Below are 16,238 nucleotides of genomic sequence, written 5' to 3' on the forward strand. Positions count from 1 at the left end.
AAAGACGACGCAAAGAGATATGCTGCTGATGCACAGACCAGTGCGACAGCGGCGGCCGAAAGTCAGAGCACAGCCACAGAGAGTGAAAAGCGGGCCGCATCAAGCGCACATTCTGCAACAGTCAGCGCAGAACGCGCAGGAGAGCAAAGAAGCAGCACAACAGGCAGCCCAAAATGCACAGAACTGTCGCAATGAAGTAGAGGAAGTTGCGAATAATTTGGCAAACGAAGTACAGACAAAAGCCCCTCTCGACAGCCCTGCATTGACAGGCACCCCCACAGCGCCCACACCTGATATATCCGCGACAGGGGGAGAAGTGGCAACGGCTGAATTTGTCAAACAGGCGGTATCAGCGCTGGTTGACTCTTCACCCGAAGCACTGGATACATTGAATGAACTGGCTGAAGCGTTGGGGAATGACCCGAATTTCGCCACCACAATGACAAATGCACTTGCGGGTAAGCAGCCATTAAACCCTGCTCTTACATCTCTATCCGGTCTGGTTACAGCCGAGAACAAGCTGGCATATTTTAGTAATAAAAATGTGATGTCTCTCGCGAACCTGTCAGCGGTCGGGCGTGTGATTATTGGTCAGAACTCAAAAAGTGAAGTGCTTGAGTATCTAGGTGCACTGAAGAGCACCAACAACCTGTCAGAAATTGCCACTGCCGGAACTGATGCACAGCAACAAACACGTCAGCATCTGGGGCTGGGTGATGCAGCGACAATGAATGTTCAGTCGGATATCCATGACCGCACAGAGGGACGGCTGGCGTTACCGGGGCCTTTGGTTATGGAGCGTATTTTCGGCAGAGCAAAACGTTCAGTGGAAATAACGGGCCAGCAGAATTTCTGGCATGGGTAAGGGAAACGCCACCCGGACGGTATTATGTTTCTCAGTTTGCGGGCAGCCAACAAATTATACCGGGCGTGGTTTTTTCGGGAATGATTGAAATCATTATTCCGTCCACAGTAGGTCACAATGAAGACCAGAGGCAAAAAGGGAAGCTCATCCTGTTTAGCGGGGTTAATGGCGACCTTTATCTTAACCGGTTATATACCAATAGTATCAGCGCCGATGGCTTTATCGGTTGGGAAAATCTCAAGTTAAAAATCAGTGATTTTACTAACGCATTGCGTTCAACCACCGGTAATTCGTGGAGGTCACCGGGTGTCGGCGGCCTAATTTTTGCGGCTTACTGTGGTGATTCAGATAATGACAATCACCGTAACCTTCCCAGAGGAAAAGGTGTTTCAGGTTCGCGATTGGGAATGTTATCAATTTCAGCAAAATGTAGCACATCAGGTTCTTATGCCTCCACGCCACAGTTTATTGTTACATCGCCAAACTCACACCCACAAGCAGGAAGTTTTATTGCACTTTCAGGTAGTGCCCTGACAACAGTCAGCAAAACGGAAGCCTTTGTTGGACTATTCATACGCATAGCGTGAGGTCAAATGGACATTAAAAACATTCAATCCTCGCTATCTGGAAAGTGGGGCAATTGATTGCGAAGTTCAATTTGCAGGAATGGAGGAATACTTGTCCTATACTGCCACTCCCGACGATACCACCGAAACGGGACAGAGCATTTGGCGGGCACTGATCAGGGGAGATTATGGCAATATTGCCCCTTTTGAAGTCACCCCCGCAATATTACAGGCCGCCAGAGAGCAAAAATGGCAGGAAATCAACATGTGGCGACTGGAACAGGAGGCACAAAGTATCACTTTTGAATATGCAGGTCGGACATGGAATGCTGACCAACAGTCAATGGCGCGTTTATCTCCTGTGGCCGCTGTTGCTAACACAAACTCGCGTGATGTGATGTCGGGGTGATGTGAATAATAAATTAGTATCACTGAGCGTGGAACAACTCAAGGGGCTCAGTGAGGCAATGGCACTGGCCTTGATGGAACATAATGACAGGATTTACCAGCGACAACGGGAAATGAAAGATGAGGTGGCGGGGTTAACGGACTTAAAACAAGTGAGGGAGTTTGTCGTTATTTGGTGAAATGCCGATTTGTACCGAAAAATGTTAAAGCCCCGAGTATCTAGGGGATTCGGGGCATTGTATAAGTAATGTTATTCTTTGCGAGATGTAGAAGAGGGGAATAATCCTCTTATTACGCCCAAAAAGGCAGCAAAAACATTAAGAGTAACAGCGGTGGTAATTGCTATAAGCACTTTATCTGAAAAAATATCAACACCAATCAGAGAGAACCATCCTTGAATAAAAAGAAGTAATGCCCAACCATAGAGTGATTTTTTGGCTACTTTGTAGGCTTTCTCTGCGAAAACCTCCCTGAGCTTTCTATAAGATTTTGCATCTTCTACTAGCTGAGGTGCAATATCGTCAGCGCCGGTAGAGGATTCACTACAAGGAGGTTCATCACGAAGACTTGGTGTTGATAATGAACCCAGTGATTCTTTCCCGCTGGGGATTGAGATATCTTCGAGCCAAGACATTAGTGAATAAATTCCGCCATATCTTTGTGTGATATAGGTCCACCGTCAGTAGCCCCTTTGCTCCATGCTGTATTGGGGGCATGAGTCATGCTCGATAATTCAGGGCCGCTATATTCACCATACACTTCGATGATTTTATCGACGAGTTTTCTGGTTTCCTCATCATCTTTCTGAATAGATGGCGTTATACGTTCAAAGTCGCCATCGCTTTCTTGAATAAAGCTAATCTTGCTATCTATTTCATTGGCACCGTATTTTTTTAGTAGCCTATAATGTTGGTATAACTGGTCCAAATTTCCAGCGAGCAAACAGATCATCAAAAAGTGGTGTTCCTCCACGCAATTTCAGATGCCATGACTGTGTGTAAAACAGTAATTTTTGCAGTTTCATTGGCGTGAGCTCTTTAAGCTCACCTTTGAGTGCCTTTTCAATGAAGGCATTTGCTACTGCAACAGCTGAATAAGCCATGTTATGCCCCCTATCCCATTGGTTCAGTGGATATTTTCTACTCTTTGTATAGTCGTTATGGTGCAAAATATGCTGTTCTTGTTTTTTAGTGTCAACAGGCTTCGAAAAAATTTTTCCAGAGGATAAGTCAGTGTTTCTGTGGGGGAGGGATGAAGCCTTGTGGGCAGCAGCTAGATATTGTGTAACCAGCACCATCTAAAAGTGGTTGGCCGTACAGTTGTACTGTGTTGAAAATTTCGGTCCGAGCCAGAAGTAGTTTAATGTCTGTTTTTGCTCATAGCAGGCCTGACAGCAATTCAGACAGGCTGCTTTGTGCCAGAAGCGGAAGTTTGCGATTTTAACTTATAGACAGTTAATTGAGTATATCATCTGGAATATTTAGTCCTACAATTGAATCACTATTGGTCGCATTACATACTCACTTCAAGTGTTAGATATTAATCAGAATCTAAACGTACACTCAGAAAATATCAGTGAAATTAACTTTATTCGGTGGTATGAATCAGAAACTCTTACGTTTAAAAAAATACCAGCCCGATACCACACAAAGAACATCTTGTAAGTTACATAACGTAGTGCTGAATTGGGGAGTTTACGGATTGACTCAAAAAAGACCGACGATTTTAATAAAATACTTCATATGCTTAAATGGAAAAGTAGATGTAATTAATATTGGACTTATTAGTGAGGCTCCTACTAAAAATTAGAACTTCAATATCAGCACGGCTAATCCACTCATTAATTTTAAATGTATTTCCTTTCAATTTTACTCAACTCCACAACCTGATGGCTAAATGATAGATTCACTGTATCAATATACTCAAAAACTTGCCCCTCAATATCGATAAAAGTGTTTTTTGGACCATTGCTAATGCGTATGCCTATTTCACCAAGTACTGTGATTATTTTTCTTTGATGGGTTTTATATTTGTAATCTTTATTTTCATCAGTTATGTATGCATTCGCCTCATTAATAACATCCTGAATATTATTGATTATAGCCAGGTAATGATCAGATACGGAAATATCCCCATCTTTTGCCTTTGGAAACATTATCTTATACCACCGAAATAGGTTTATACCTTCAGGGTAGATACTCGTTCTTTTGGAAAGTTCAGCACTAGAGAATTCGCGAAACATTGTAAGGTGAGCAGTGTAATTACTATTATTATTATTTTTAACACCGGAATAATAAGTCATCAAGGCAATAATTACACCAAAAACAGTTACAAAAGTCGTCATTAGGTAACCAAATGCTTGAAAATACAGCGTAATTCCTGAGACCTCTTTTGCAAGATTTTCCAGACATTGACTACTAAGGCAAAAACTTCTTTCATAAAGTCTTTTACCATCAATCGTCTGATACAATGATATGATTGTAAAAATAACAAAAATAATGGTTGCGAATACAACTATATAAATTAACGCTTTTAACTTCCCATTCACGCTGGCTTTACCTTTTTTAATCGTTCTTTAAACGTATCGACTATTCTATCAAATACTTTCGAGCGAGTTAGAATGATTAATTTATATAATGTAAGATTATATTTTCTCTTATACCAATGTTTGTTGCCATTGCCTTTTGAACATGAAGTTTCGAGACTAGTTACAGCAGACTCAACAATTGTAATATCTCTTGGTGATGGCATTGGTTTTATTGCCAACAACTGTTCTTTAAATAACTCATACTTATCATGACCAACACGCCCTAGCTTTTTATGCGTCCCATGCATCTGTTAAATTCTTTTCTGTATGCCATGCTTGTTTTGGTGTTGTTTTTTACAGCAAGTTTTTTGAGATTATGTAGAGACGCTCTAATACGCTTCACTTCATCGCTAGGTACGTGGGGAATTGTAATCCACTCGTAACCCATGTATTTTTATCGGCTCTGATGAACAGTGAAATATTTTAGTCTTACGTTTATTTACAGGTAAATCATGAGTGGAAAGCATATTTTCAATATGACTTAATATTTGCGTAAAATCATAACCATTAATTTGTGATGATACAGTAATATCATCAACTAAACGGGTGTATACAAGATTTTTTCTTATGGCTCTTTGATAAACATTCCTTCTTGTGCGTAAAGACATAGAGTTGCTATATAACTTGATGTTAATGCTCCCTGAACTACAAAGTCACCCTTACAACATAAATTTGTGACATATTCCAAAGCTTCGTCTCGAATATTCAACACATTGTTAAATACATCACGAACCAAATCCTTATGAATATTATCAAAGAAATTACTTATATCTACTTTTAAAACTGTTTTTGCTCCACAATGAGCCTTTGCACAGGATACATAATCGCGTTTGATATTGGAATTTGCACCATCATTTTTACCAGGTACAGAACCAAAAAGAAACGGAGGGAAAATCACTAATTCTTTGAAAATTCTCTTGTTAATTCGAGATTGTAACAATCTCATCTTTGGATGAAGGGAGTAGACTACTCTTTTACTTCCATCTGCTTTTGGAAGTTCTTTTCTTACGTATTTTTCATCTTCCGGTAGTGCTGCAATTCCATTCAACTCATCAATTGAGATAGATAAAGTTTCAGCTAGTTTCTGAAGCGGTTGAAATAGGGGCTTTTGATTTACTGTATGGTTTGGAATTTGTCCATAATTTCACCAAACAAAGTTACGTACGGTCTACCCCATGCTCAGGTGGAGACAACAAAGATGTTTACATCAACAATCGTCAGTAGCAGCCAGTGTTGTCTTTTCGACCGTACGTAATGTCGTCGGCTACGGCACCATCGTAGGTGGCGATGGTGGGGCCTTACCGATAGGTCCATAAAGGACGCTTTAATTAAAAAGCAAAATCTAACGATTTAAAAAGTTGATTGTCACATACTAAGCGGAACGCTAGTGCTACGTGTATGTTGCAATGAAATTTATCAGATTTCAACCAAATTTTATTGCAATTGAGACTTGCATGGTCGCGCAATACTTTCCCAGCCAGACCTTATCTCTTTAAATGGTGCTTACTCTTTAATGTCCGCTCCTAGTAAATCGCGAACTTCCGCTCCTCGCTCTTAGCTGACGGTTGGCTATTTATAACTAGTCTTGTCACTACGAAATCCTTTGAGAAGTTTGATATTACATGTTCGGTAGAATAATTAAGCGACAGGTTTGAAACCCTCGTTCCCGAGGGTTTTCGCCAAAAAATAGAAACAGAGAAATTATTTTAACTTAAGGTGATTTCTGTTGATTCTACTGAGCTTTAGAAATTGGTCTAGCGTCATTTTCATCATATCTTCGCTATGAATAACCAGATATCCAGCTTTTTCGGCGCACTCTTTGAAAGTCTCGAATGAAAGAAAGCATTCATCTTCCCTGGGCATTCGCACGCTAACAACTTTTCCATCTCTTACTGTGGTGAGAAAGGAATAATTTAAACGATTGGGAATTTGTTGCGGGGAGGGTAAACGATGCTCTTTGTTTTGGCTAAAGTAGCAGTCTTCCAGTTTTTCGAACACTTCCCAAGCTTGGTTTGTTTCAAGCATTTTGGCATGACGGGCAGCACCGCGTTCTGTCCAGAGAATGAGGGAACGAGTTTTGGGGAAATTTGTGAGTAACCGAAAGTTACCCGCAAATTTTTCAGGTCATCTCCAACTAGCTTGAAGTAATGTTTTCCATCCTCGAAGCGAGTCTGGTTTCGGGAGTAGTTCATCTTGATGTTCGAAACATCGGTGCCATACAGTTGTGCTAGTAACTCAGTAGTAATAACAGGGATTTGATTATGCAGAATTGGTTTCAGCGTATCGATGCTGCTCATTTGGCACCTCCCATCACTACTTTAGCGACAAGAGAAGTTTTAGCATTAGATACGGCCTGATCATGGCTGGCAATACGCATTGCCTCGCGCTCTATAGCTTCGGCCAGCCGGAAACGATCAGCATATGAAGATTTTTTGAGAAGGATTTTTACAAGGTTGACGTAATAGTTATGAGGAAGGTTTGTCATAACGACCTCCGTTGCTTTTTTCGAATTACCACAATTGGGTGTGGTGCCAGGAGGTTCGAAACGGCGCAACAGAAGCCGCGGACTTATTTCCCTTTCGGGTGTTGTATTCGTCGCCCTCCCGACATTGATCGGGGATGTGACCGCACTTAGTGCCATCACTAAATGATGGGCATAAAAAATCCAACACTGACGGGGTTGGGGGTGACCGCTGTTACGAGGTTTCGACGCCTCTAGGCGGAGTATAGTCAGTGTTAGATATTTGAGTCAATCGTTGGGTGGTGAGACGTATAGGGTTGGAACTACCGGATCACCGACCGGCGAGCTTTTTAGCTCTCTGTACGCCCCACCATTGAATAGGGAGTGTCACTATTCCTGCCAGAGAACTAGTCTCTCATAGCTTTTTCGTACTGATAGTTGCAATCTCCACATAACCCATCATTGATTTGATCATCTTGATTAAGTGATACTTCACAACAACTACATTCTTTATATTCAAGCTCACAACTACACCAAAGACATTTTTGTTCAAAATTAGCAAAAGCTTCATGATTGCATTCATTACAGCTTTCGATTGACGCTTCTCCTCCATCTCTGGGATCGAAATAATGAATTTCATTTAATGTTTTAATTAGCAACTGAGCGGCTAGACTCGAATGCCCACACACTAAACAATCGTATCGAAATTTTTCTTCATCATACTCAACTGACCAATCGTCTTCTAATTGTTCTGCATTTGGTATTATTAGCAGAGAATTGCATGATTCACATTTAATTTCTTCAGTTAACGAAAGCAATCCTATTGGTACCCCTGCCTGATCCCAACGCCTGCCACAATTAGCTCTTGTATCAACAAAAAACTGATGGTGTTCCAACATGCTTTGCCACACATGACCGAGAAGTACACCTGGATGCTCTCTTAATTGTGACTGAATAAAGTCCCTTAATATCGGAAACAGCTCTGCTACAAAGTTTGCTACTTCACCATGAGTATTAGCAGGGTGAAGATGTTCTAAATGGTTTCGACATTCTTGAAGCTTTTCGATCACCACCCATTCAACCTCAATACCAAATCCTTCAAATCGTTTTTTTATTGTCGCTAGATCTATAGTTGTTTTTTTGAATTTACCGCTAGGAACCCATTTAACACCGCCTTCCCCATCAGTAACTGGTAATACTTCTGGAGGATTAAAAATTAATGATGATGCGTATTCTGGGTCATCAACAGAAATAGCAATTTTATATTTAAATAATAGAAGCACACCTGAAAATAAATTTCTTATCGCTGATAGTGCTCTAGACGGATCACCTCCTTCAACCAGATCTTTTCGGCATGTATTAAAATCTTCTACTCCAAGACGTATTGAGGTTAATGCATTTTCTCGCAACCGATCAGCATCCAGTTCAGGTATTATTTTATTGTGGCTCATGAGCCAAACCTCGTAGTTAAAAGAATTGATGATTTTAGACCCTTAGTACTTTATACCAAGAAAAGCATGAAGTTCATGTGCATTGCAAAGTAGGGGCGCTTTGGAAATGATATGGCATGGTATTTATGTTCGAAACTTGTCCGAATTCATCCGAAAATAATGATAATTATTTGATTTTTTGTGTATGAAAAATAACATTTTTCTGAACAAAAAATAATCGATATCTATATTTAACTATTTGATTGTATTCAGGTTTTATCATCCTCTTGCGAAATTAGGAATCGTATTCGGTCTTTTTTTAATTTCATTTTAAATCAATTACTTAAGTGGACGATGTCCGAAAATGTCCGAAATTTGTCCGAAATTTCATATTCGGTCTTTTTGGCGAGGGGATAGCCCCGTCTTAAAAACGGGGGAAATGTTATAGCATCACGTATTCTTTGCCCCGTGTATCAAGGTATTTATCGGTCATTTTTTCTGATTTATGTCCCAGCAACTTTCGCGTAAATTCTTTCCCATATTCTTTTTCATACAAACGTCCCGACAGGCTTCGTATCTCATGAAATGATGGCGGAGAGTGGGAGAAAGATAATCCAGAATATCGCCTCGCTTTGACAAACCCCTTGGTCAATCCATCGGGATGAATAGAGCCGTCAGGACTGTTTTTTCTAATACCAGAACTGATGAGAAAATCTGTTCGGCTTACTTGTCGGCAGCGGTCAATAATGTTTGAAAGGCTTAAACCGACAGATTTCAGCGTCAGAGTCAGTGGAATAGCGATCATTGCCCCTGTTTTAGTTTGCTCTATGTATAGTCGGTTATCACGTACATCGATAAACTTCATTTTCACCACATCTTCACGGCGTTGGCCGGTGACGAGTGCTAAATCCATCGATAATGCAAACCACGCAGGTTGCTGTTCGGCAGCATTGCGGATAGCAATATATTGCTCGTATTCAAGACGTTCTCTCATGACGGTAATTTTAGGCGCTCTTGTTGGCGTTACCGGATTGACTTCTATTCGTCCGGCAACGATAGCTTCACGAAAGACATCAGAGAGAACAGAGCGTAATGTACCTGCCATTGCTGCCTTTCCTTGCTCAACCCATGACTCCAGAAATTCAGCAATATCAAGTGTTGTGATTTTACTAAGAACTTTATCGGCGAATTTATCTCTGATCGTATTGATATGACCTGCCCGCACCTTGTAAGTGTTGGCGGCTAGTTTTCTACGTTGCAGGATAATTTCATATCGCTCTAACCAGTTATCCATGGTGTATTCATGGACGCCTTTGAGCTGTTCCAGTAGAGCAATTGGCGAGTAATTTTTCTCAATATAATGATTTGCCTCTATAGCTTGAGCAATCGCATCTCTCCGGGATATTTGGCCTAATGCTATCTCTTTCCCGTTTAGAGGATTGCGCCAGTAGAACGATTTCCGTGATTTTCGGTAGGTTAGGTTGCGCGGCAGGTTGGCATCATATTTTGCCGGCCTTTTCTTCATCGATTATTTTCTCCACTAACGGGCAAGGTTTGGTTTTTATCTTGGTCGCTGGTCGAGTGGGGGCTGTTTTGCTGAATTTGTTGGGTTTGATATAGATTGCATCAGGGGAGACTTGATATTGCCTGCCATGAATTTCTGGAGGGGGATAAATATTCCCATTTCTGGCCCAACGTCTTAGGGTAGTGAGCGGTGGTGGGGCAGAGTAATGCAAGTCTGCCCATTCAGTTAGTGATATAGATTTCATCAAAAAAATCCTTAATTAACTTAATATGCTATTGCTTAGATATTGATTGTGGGGGAATCGAGTGTAAAAGATTAGTCGCCAAACCCACCGCGACCAGAAGTATTGCTGGTGCGGATGTATGATTGCCTGTTACTTTCGGGCAGTGATGCGAAATAGGCAGATATTGCTTTCCTGCGGGATGATTCTCTTTCCTCAGTCATCCATTTAGGTAGGGGCGGATTCATTGATGCAATGGTATTGATTCTGCGCAGCATCCCAGCATAAACATATCCGTGTTTATATATTCTGGGGTGCGATTGGCCTCGTTTGGCGCAGTCAAAAGCCTTCAAAGCATCAAGAGCAATTTCCTTAAGTATTCGTTCTCTTTCGGTCATTGTCACTTTGCCTTTGTCGGGGTCATGCCACTTTTTTCAATTCAGAAGCACGGAGCTTGTATACATCGATACATTTCTGTTGGTGTTCTGCTGACGATGCCATAGCATTCCACGCTGCTTTATAGATGGACTGCAATTCACTAACGTTTTGGCAGTCAGCAGCCTGAGCGGTGAAATCGGCCAGTATCTCGTCGCAAGTTCTTGGTGCTGGTGGTGTGTTCTGCGTCAGGTCTGCTGCGGTTTCCTCCGTTGGAATACAGAATGTCTGAAACGCTGCGTATTTATAGGCTATCGACATAGCTTGTTTGTTGCCTTGTCCCCTGAGTCCATAGCCTCGCCAAATGTTGTTACTGTATGAGTGCTACCGTCTTCCGTTGCGACAAAATCAAACTCAGCTTTAACAACAACGTAAAAAAGTGATGCGCCCTTTAATGTTGTTCGTTCTGAAACTGTTCGCTCAACAATACGCGGAAGGATCACCAATCTATTGCGAACCAGTGCAGGGGACAGGGCGTTGTAAACCGCATCTATACCTCTAAATTGAAATCCTTGCTGAGCATGTCCGACTGTTCTTTTGCGATACCGCTTTCTGATAAATCTTTTGCTACAGCAGCAATTGCTTTGTAAACCGCTTTAGTTTGCATAGTTCCCCCTAAATGGTTGTTCACCCAAGAAATAGCGCTGGTTTAATCGCTCCAGCTTCGCCAGACTCCAAGCACGACTGTTTTGCTTTTCTTAGTCCCTTTCTGCGGTAATACAAGGCATCCAGAATGTGTTCTTTTCGGTTTTCAATGCTTTTCTTTTACTGTTCTTCCAATACTCATGATGGAAGTCTCCGACTTACGGCCTTAAGCTACGCGTGCTCATACTTTTAAAGCCAAATGTTTGCTAGAGATCATGTATTTCACTGTTGAGAATTTGATATTTTTTATGGTAAAAGCTGAATTAATCGCGGGGCTTGAACATGATGTAATATCCTTAATATATTTAAAATTGATAAAGTTGCGTTTGTTATATATTTAGTGGTTAGAATATGAAGTTGATGAATATTGCTCTTCGTTTAATTAGTATTGTTGTTATTGTTCTTACGACTATTTCGTTAATGATTGCTGCGTGGATAATTAGTTAAGTTTTTTACTTTAGACTTCTAATACGGTCTAATTTTACCATTTTCATATATTTATGGTTCTAATCTCCGGTTAATTAATTCAATAAATTGTTGCCACAAGGTTTTAGAGGGGCGGTGGTCTAAAGTTGTTTGAGGTCAAACAATTAGAAGGATGATGCTGGATATAAAGCAGATAGTTTTTGAGGTAGCCACCCATAGAGGTGCCACCCCTGATTGAAATAATCATGGGTGACTCTGTTGCTATGAATTAGTAAGCTATTTTTTTCAGATCGTCGGGATTAATGACGAGCAGGCCTTTTCGTTTGAAAACTTCAATAAAAGTTTCTATAGGGCCGATGAAATAATTATCAGGTAGACGTTGAGAGCTAATAAGTTGCTCTCCATAAAATCGGAGAAGGACTTTGCTATGTTTGGATTGTTCGGTGGATGTTGCTAGTTGGCGCAGTTTCTTTTCACACTCTATAAAATATCGGCGTATTTGACGACCTTTTTCGTTGCGCTCAACCATCGCCAGTTCTTTAGCTGTATCGAGGGTGAGGTGGTAGTCAATGCTTGGACGCCCTCTACCTATTTTTTCCCGATTTTGGGAAAAAATCACATAGTCCTGATTTTCAACAAATTCATATTCAGGGATGCGCTCTGTAATCCATGAGGCAAAGCGTTTACCTACACCAAGGAAAGAATGTAAACAACACTCTATGCTATTCGACGCTGTTAGCGTCTGTTGCCTGCTTTTATCCACATCAGGCGAGGTGGCACCCGTCATACCCCTACAACGAGATTTTGTGATAGCATTTTGATACCCCTACAGTTTGCGAGTTTCAAAATGCCCGAATGGATCTCAGTCTGGATTGCCAAGATTTTTGGCAGCGAGCCAGTGGTGAAAGTCATGTATGTTCTTATCGGTTGGTGCCTTCTTATTCTATTTATGCCAGCAAGATTTACCGAGTCGATTTATGAGAAGTCGAACATTCCTTTTGCAGGGCAACTTTGTTTGTTCGCGCTGGCGTTCGTTATTGTTGATGCTGTTCAGCGGGGAATGAATAAGTGGAAGAAACATCAAGAAAAGATTGCCATGATTGATGAGAAGAATAAGCAAGCACAGCAAGCAAAGATTGCCATTATTCGCGATATTGAAAATCTAGATCCTATCGAAAGAAGCTTCTTGAAACATTTTGCTAACTCAAGTTCAGCGTGGTTATCGCCAGATAATGTGTCTGTCACAAGCTTATTAAGGAAGCGGTTTATCTCCTGCACCCATCATCGACGCCGCATTAAAGGGAGCTTGATAATGTCGTATGAAATCAATCAAAAATATGCAGCAGTGGTTAGAGAATATTTCAAGGAAGTTAACAAAAACTGATTTTTTGATGATGTACATCAGAAAGCAAAAAAAACCGAACTGGTGAGGAACGAGGGTTTTTGGTGCTCCATGCAAACTTATGACTGTTGACATCCTCCACGCCCTGAAGGACGGGGTTTTACGGCGCACCGGATAAATTTTTCAACAAAACATTCAGTGAATGACAACTTCGACAGCGCTAATTGGGTTATTTTGTTTTTTATTCAGACATTCAGTGCAGTTACATTCCTCTTCATCAGCTAATACTTCCAGTATCGCAGCGGCAGCAGAGGCTTTCTCAGCATTCTTAAGTTGCTTTTCCAAGAATTCTTTATTGGCTATGGCTTGTTTGAAAGAAAAAAGAATGCTTTTGTGCGAAGGGACGCATTACCCATATTTTCACCAATTGTTTTGGCGGTCATTTCTGATTCGTGACCAGAACAAGTCAAAGTGATTTCGATTTTCATTGTTGGATTTTTCATGTTTATTTATCTCTGTAAATGCTATTTGAACGTTTATTGACTTCGCTTAAAATAAACCGAGTAAAGTCATCGTGGTCAGATATATAAGCACCGCCGATTGTGTTTTCGTCGAGGTTATTGTGTTTCACATATTTGCATTTCATATTAGCTATGAAAGTCATATAAGCAGCATTGCGCTCGGAATGAGAGCGCCAAACATTGTTGGTATTAATCCTCAGAAATGCGTCAAAACGTGGATTCATTGATTCCTCCAAATGAATTTAATAAAGCGCCTATACAGACGCTTGATAAATTCACTTTAAAGAACTCATTAGCCAGTCGATCCCTCTTCGGGGCTGGGAAGTGATTACGTCGCTCACTCCGTGGCGTAATACTTGTTGGTTTTTAGGTGTAGTAATCCCCTGCGCGAATTAATAAGAATTCACACATGTTTAATTGGGTAACTCACAGAGAAAGGCTCAGGGGTTAATACTGTACAAATTTATTCCACTGTTAATTGATGGAATCCTAAGCCTTTCTTTTTGAGTGCCTGACTTATTTATCCACCTCAGGCGGCGGTGGTCTTGTTATACCCCTACAACAAGTTCTGTGGTAAATATAAAAACCCCTTAACAAGTAATTTTTTATTTTATATGTTATCTAGTCTTACGATATTAGCTAAATCCTTTATTGAGAAATCATCTGAGCAATTTATGGTCACAGTTGTTATCTGGTCGGTAATATTGATTTTCGTCCCTGATAATTTCAGGGATTTAATCAATGCTAAAATCGGTATACCGTATGCTCTCCAAATTTGCAGTTTTGCTGTTGCATTCACCATCACGTTAATCCTGAAATACATATTCCAGATTGCTTTAGCGTTACTTCCTGATGTTTGTGACAGACACCGAGCTTCAGGAAAGGCAAAAAAGATTAACCGCGTTATTGATCAGCTCACTGATGAAGAGCGATACCTTCTTTCTTTTTGCCTTGCTCATTCCAACCGTCAGGTCATTAAAAAAATTAATAATCATGTAGCCAGAAGCCTTGTCAGCAAAGGCATATTGTTTCCTCCTGCCTTCATCCCCAAGGGGAATTCAGAGATTATCTTTACTGTTTCTCTTGATTACTGGCCATATCTCCAAAAAAGATGGGATATTTTGGCTCAAAAACTGAAATAACCTTATTCGGCGAATCCACGATAACGTTCTTCGCTATCAAGGAGTGCTTTCCTGGCTAACCAAATGCGGGGCCTCAGTGCCTGCATTGGGTTCAATTTGTTGTAGACGCTCAACATTCTCAAGAAGCAGGGTAATTACATGTTTTAACTCGTTGCTATCCATCTTTCTTTAACCTCTATTCACTACCGGCAAATCATCCAGCTATTCATACGCCGCTGGCGGCTACTTCGTGGGCGTCCTGCCTGTTTGCTGTTGCCCTTAACGCTGGGCTGCGTGCTGCTGTAGTTTGTGATCAGATGTATTTCTGTGATGGTTATAGTAAACACCATTTTGATTTTGTTGTCAACAAAATGTTTATTTTCGTTCTTTTAAAAATACACTTTGTGTTGATTTTTAAAGAGGGAGGAGAGACTAAAACGATGAAAAAACCCTGCCTAGAAGCAGGGTTTGGTATTCGAATATATATCGTTACGACTAGATCGCCATTACTGACCAGTGAATAACTCGACCTATGATTTTTACTGATTTTAGATCTGCTTCTTCATCAGGATATTCGTCCCTGTTATAACTTCGTATGCTTAGGCGGTGACCAGGTAAACGGTAAAGAAGTTTTAGGCGATATAACTCATCTTGTTCTATGGCGTAGATAGCGCCATCTTTGATTATTTTATTACCCATATCGACCGTTACAGTCGCGCCGTTAGGGATTACAGGATCCATGCTTCCACCGTGGACACTAAATGCGACAACATTTTCTGCACATGCTCCTGCACGCCGTATAGTTGATTTAGAAAAGCGCAATTTAAAGCCATTGTAATCTTCTGACATGCAACAACCATGCCCTGCGGCTAGTTCGATACTTTTAAAAAATGGTATTTCTACTTCATCGTCATCCAGAGGAGTAGAGCTGTCCCAGGGTGAAATTGGGAGCTTTTCTGGATGTAAATCCGAAGTTTTTTTCTTCTTAGGTTCTCCATCGCCTTTTAAGAGCCAATCAAGAGAGTAGCCAAATGTTTCGCTAATCTGATTCGCTGCTTCACGGCTGATGGCATCCCTTTTTATCCAGTTATGGATTGTTTGCGGACTTGCATGAAGTTTTTCTGCTAGATCTTTTTGTTTCAATCCTTCTTGCTTAAGTAAGTATTTGATTCTTTCTGAAATTCTACTCATGAGTGTACCCCTCTGACTATAAATCTAAACATTATGTTTAGATTTTCCAACCCCATTTTGTTGATTTTTGTGTTGATTTAAATTAACGTTGTGTTTATTTTGTTTATTAAGCGTAGGGCGTTATGAAAAAAACACCAATGACGCCGTTAGAGAAAGCAGTTCAGGCAGTAGGGGGGAAACAAAAAACCCTTGCTCAACGGCTAGGAGTATCTGAACAGGCGATTACGCTGATGAAGCAGCGTGGAAAGGGGTATTTACCCCGGAAACGGATTGAAGATTTTGTTCGGGTGACTGGATTGAAGAAAGAGGATCTTTACCCGGATGTATTCACAGATATTTAGACATATCGACATGCCAACCGCGTTCTGTAAAGACGATGAGGCATGGATTAGAGAGCAACTGCTACAGCTGCCACCTTCGCTGAGGCGAAGAGTCGCAGTTAAGTATGCGGCTGTTTATCAAGAAACGTTTGATTCTGAGCCTGTTTCATTCAGA

At 40.9% G+C, this 16,238-nt stretch carries 18 protein-coding genes and 4 pseudogenes; 7 read left to right on the forward strand and 15 right to left on the reverse strand.

Translation table 11 applies throughout. The features are described 5' to 3' along the window. From DX162_RS22080 to DX162_RS23010, 4 genes and pseudogenes are all read left to right on the forward strand, one after another. Positions 1-865: pseudogene (locus DX162_RS22080) on the forward strand (hypothetical protein); the annotation flags it as partial. Between the two features lie 80 nt (positions 866-945). Beyond that, a complete protein-coding gene (locus DX162_RS22085) occupies positions 946-1,452 on the forward strand; it encodes a hypothetical protein (RefSeq protein ID WP_115155916.1) in 507 nt (168 codons plus the stop codon). Positions 1,453-1,543: 91 nt separating this feature from the next. Continuing rightward, entirely contained in the window at positions 1,544-1,840 is a 297-nt protein-coding gene (locus tag DX162_RS23005; RefSeq protein ID WP_422108591.1) for a DUF4376 domain-containing protein, read from the forward strand. Between the two features lies 1 nt (position 1,841). Continuing rightward, positions 1,842-2,018, forward strand: coding sequence for a DUF4376 domain-containing protein (locus DX162_RS23010; protein ID WP_422108592.1), 177 nt, complete (start codon positions 1,842-1,844; stop codon positions 2,016-2,018). Positions 2,019-2,089: 71 nt separating this feature from the next. Here the strand turns inward: DX162_RS23010 and DX162_RS22095 are convergent, their stop codons facing one another. From DX162_RS22095 to DX162_RS22150, 13 genes and pseudogenes are all read right to left on the reverse strand, one after another. Beyond that, positions 2,090-2,473, reverse strand: coding sequence for a hypothetical protein (locus DX162_RS22095; protein WP_032820973.1), 384 nt, complete (start codon positions 2,471-2,473; stop codon positions 2,090-2,092). Continuing rightward, positions 2,473-3,136, reverse strand: a pseudogene (locus tag DX162_RS22875) (Panacea domain-containing protein). The gene DX162_RS22095 and the pseudogene DX162_RS22875 overlap by 1 nt, the downstream one beginning before the upstream one ends. A gap of 549 nt (positions 3,137-3,685) precedes the next feature. Beyond that, positions 3,686-4,387 carry a retron Ec48 family effector membrane protein gene (locus DX162_RS22105; RefSeq protein WP_032820972.1) on the reverse strand — a complete coding sequence of 234 codons (702 nt, stop codon included), beginning with the start codon at positions 4,385-4,387 and terminating at the stop codon, positions 3,686-3,688. After that, positions 4,384-4,674: a hypothetical protein gene (locus DX162_RS22740; RefSeq protein WP_244916320.1), complete on the reverse strand. Its 291-nt coding sequence runs from the start codon at positions 4,672-4,674 to the stop codon at positions 4,384-4,386. Before DX162_RS22740 ends, DX162_RS22105 begins: the two co-directional genes overlap by 4 nt. Positions 4,675-4,991: 317 nt before the next feature. Continuing rightward, a complete protein-coding gene (locus DX162_RS22815) occupies positions 4,992-5,474 on the reverse strand; it encodes an RNA-dependent RNA polymerase family protein (RefSeq protein ID WP_276329940.1) in 483 nt (160 codons plus the stop codon). Between the two features lie 653 nt (positions 5,475-6,127). Continuing rightward, positions 6,128-6,723 (reverse strand): annotated as a pseudogene (locus DX162_RS22115) (ORF6N domain-containing protein). Beyond that, a complete protein-coding gene (locus tag DX162_RS22120; RefSeq protein ID WP_032820969.1) occupies positions 6,720-6,911 on the reverse strand; it encodes a hypothetical protein in 192 nt (63 codons plus the stop codon). Before DX162_RS22120 ends, DX162_RS22115 begins: the two are co-directional and overlap by 4 nt. A 383-nt stretch (positions 6,912-7,294) precedes the next feature. Beyond that, positions 7,295-8,338, reverse strand: coding sequence for a hypothetical protein (locus DX162_RS22125; protein ID WP_004392756.1), 1,044 nt, complete (start codon positions 8,336-8,338; stop codon positions 7,295-7,297). Positions 8,339-8,759: 421 nt separating this feature from the next. After that, positions 8,760-9,842, reverse strand: coding sequence for a tyrosine-type recombinase/integrase (locus DX162_RS22130; RefSeq protein WP_004389934.1), 1,083 nt, complete (start codon positions 9,840-9,842; stop codon positions 8,760-8,762). Then, on the reverse strand, positions 9,817-10,086 hold the full coding sequence (locus tag DX162_RS22135; RefSeq protein WP_032819545.1) for an excisionase: 270 nt from the start codon (positions 10,084-10,086) through the stop codon (positions 9,817-9,819). The genes DX162_RS22130 and DX162_RS22135 overlap by 26 nt, the downstream gene beginning before the upstream one ends. 71 nt (positions 10,087-10,157) lie before the next feature. After that, positions 10,158-10,460, reverse strand: a complete 303-nt coding sequence (locus DX162_RS22140) for a hypothetical protein (RefSeq protein WP_032819547.1) — start codon at positions 10,458-10,460, stop codon at positions 10,158-10,160. Between the two features lie 22 nt (positions 10,461-10,482). Next, positions 10,483-11,104: pseudogene (locus tag DX162_RS22145) on the reverse strand (ERF family protein). Between the two features lie 732 nt (positions 11,105-11,836). Continuing rightward, the gene (locus DX162_RS22150; RefSeq protein WP_080548257.1) at positions 11,837-12,355 is read right to left on the reverse strand and encodes an antA/AntB antirepressor family protein; all 519 of its coding nucleotides are present in this window, start codon (positions 12,353-12,355) and stop codon (positions 11,837-11,839) included. Between the two features lie 60 nt (positions 12,356-12,415). Here DX162_RS22150 and DX162_RS22155 point away from each other — a divergent pair, with 60 nt between their 5' ends. Continuing rightward, on the forward strand, positions 12,416-12,952 hold the full coding sequence (locus DX162_RS22155; protein ID WP_004389938.1) for a super-infection exclusion protein B: 537 nt from the start codon (positions 12,416-12,418) through the stop codon (positions 12,950-12,952). Between the two features lie 153 nt (positions 12,953-13,105). On the opposite strand, the gene DX162_RS22405 is transcribed toward DX162_RS22155, so the two are convergent. After that, the gene (locus DX162_RS22405; RefSeq protein ID WP_004393744.1) at positions 13,106-13,255 is read right to left on the reverse strand and encodes a hypothetical protein; all 150 of its coding nucleotides are present in this window, start codon (positions 13,253-13,255) and stop codon (positions 13,106-13,108) included. Between the two features lie 850 nt (positions 13,256-14,105). Here DX162_RS22405 and DX162_RS22165 point away from each other — a divergent pair. Further along, positions 14,106-14,573: a super-infection exclusion protein B gene (locus tag DX162_RS22165; RefSeq protein WP_032821320.1), complete on the forward strand. Its 468-nt coding sequence runs from the start codon at positions 14,106-14,108 to the stop codon at positions 14,571-14,573. 474 nt (positions 14,574-15,047) lie between these two features. Here DX162_RS22165 and DX162_RS22170 read toward each other — a convergent pair whose 3' ends face one another. After that, positions 15,048-15,743 carry a S24 family peptidase gene (locus DX162_RS22170; protein WP_004393639.1) on the reverse strand — a complete coding sequence of 232 codons (696 nt, stop codon included), beginning with the start codon at positions 15,741-15,743 and terminating at the stop codon, positions 15,048-15,050. Between the two features lie 122 nt (positions 15,744-15,865). Here DX162_RS22170 and DX162_RS22175 point away from each other — a divergent pair, with 122 nt between their 5' ends. Continuing rightward, a complete protein-coding gene (locus DX162_RS22175) occupies positions 15,866-16,084 on the forward strand; it encodes a YdaS family helix-turn-helix protein (RefSeq protein WP_115155918.1) in 219 nt (72 codons plus the stop codon). The last annotated feature ends 154 nt before the right edge of the window (positions 16,085-16,238 follow it).

Source organism: Yersinia kristensenii (assembly GCF_900460525.1).
Lineage (GTDB): Bacteria > Pseudomonadota > Gammaproteobacteria > Enterobacterales > Enterobacteriaceae > Yersinia > Yersinia kristensenii.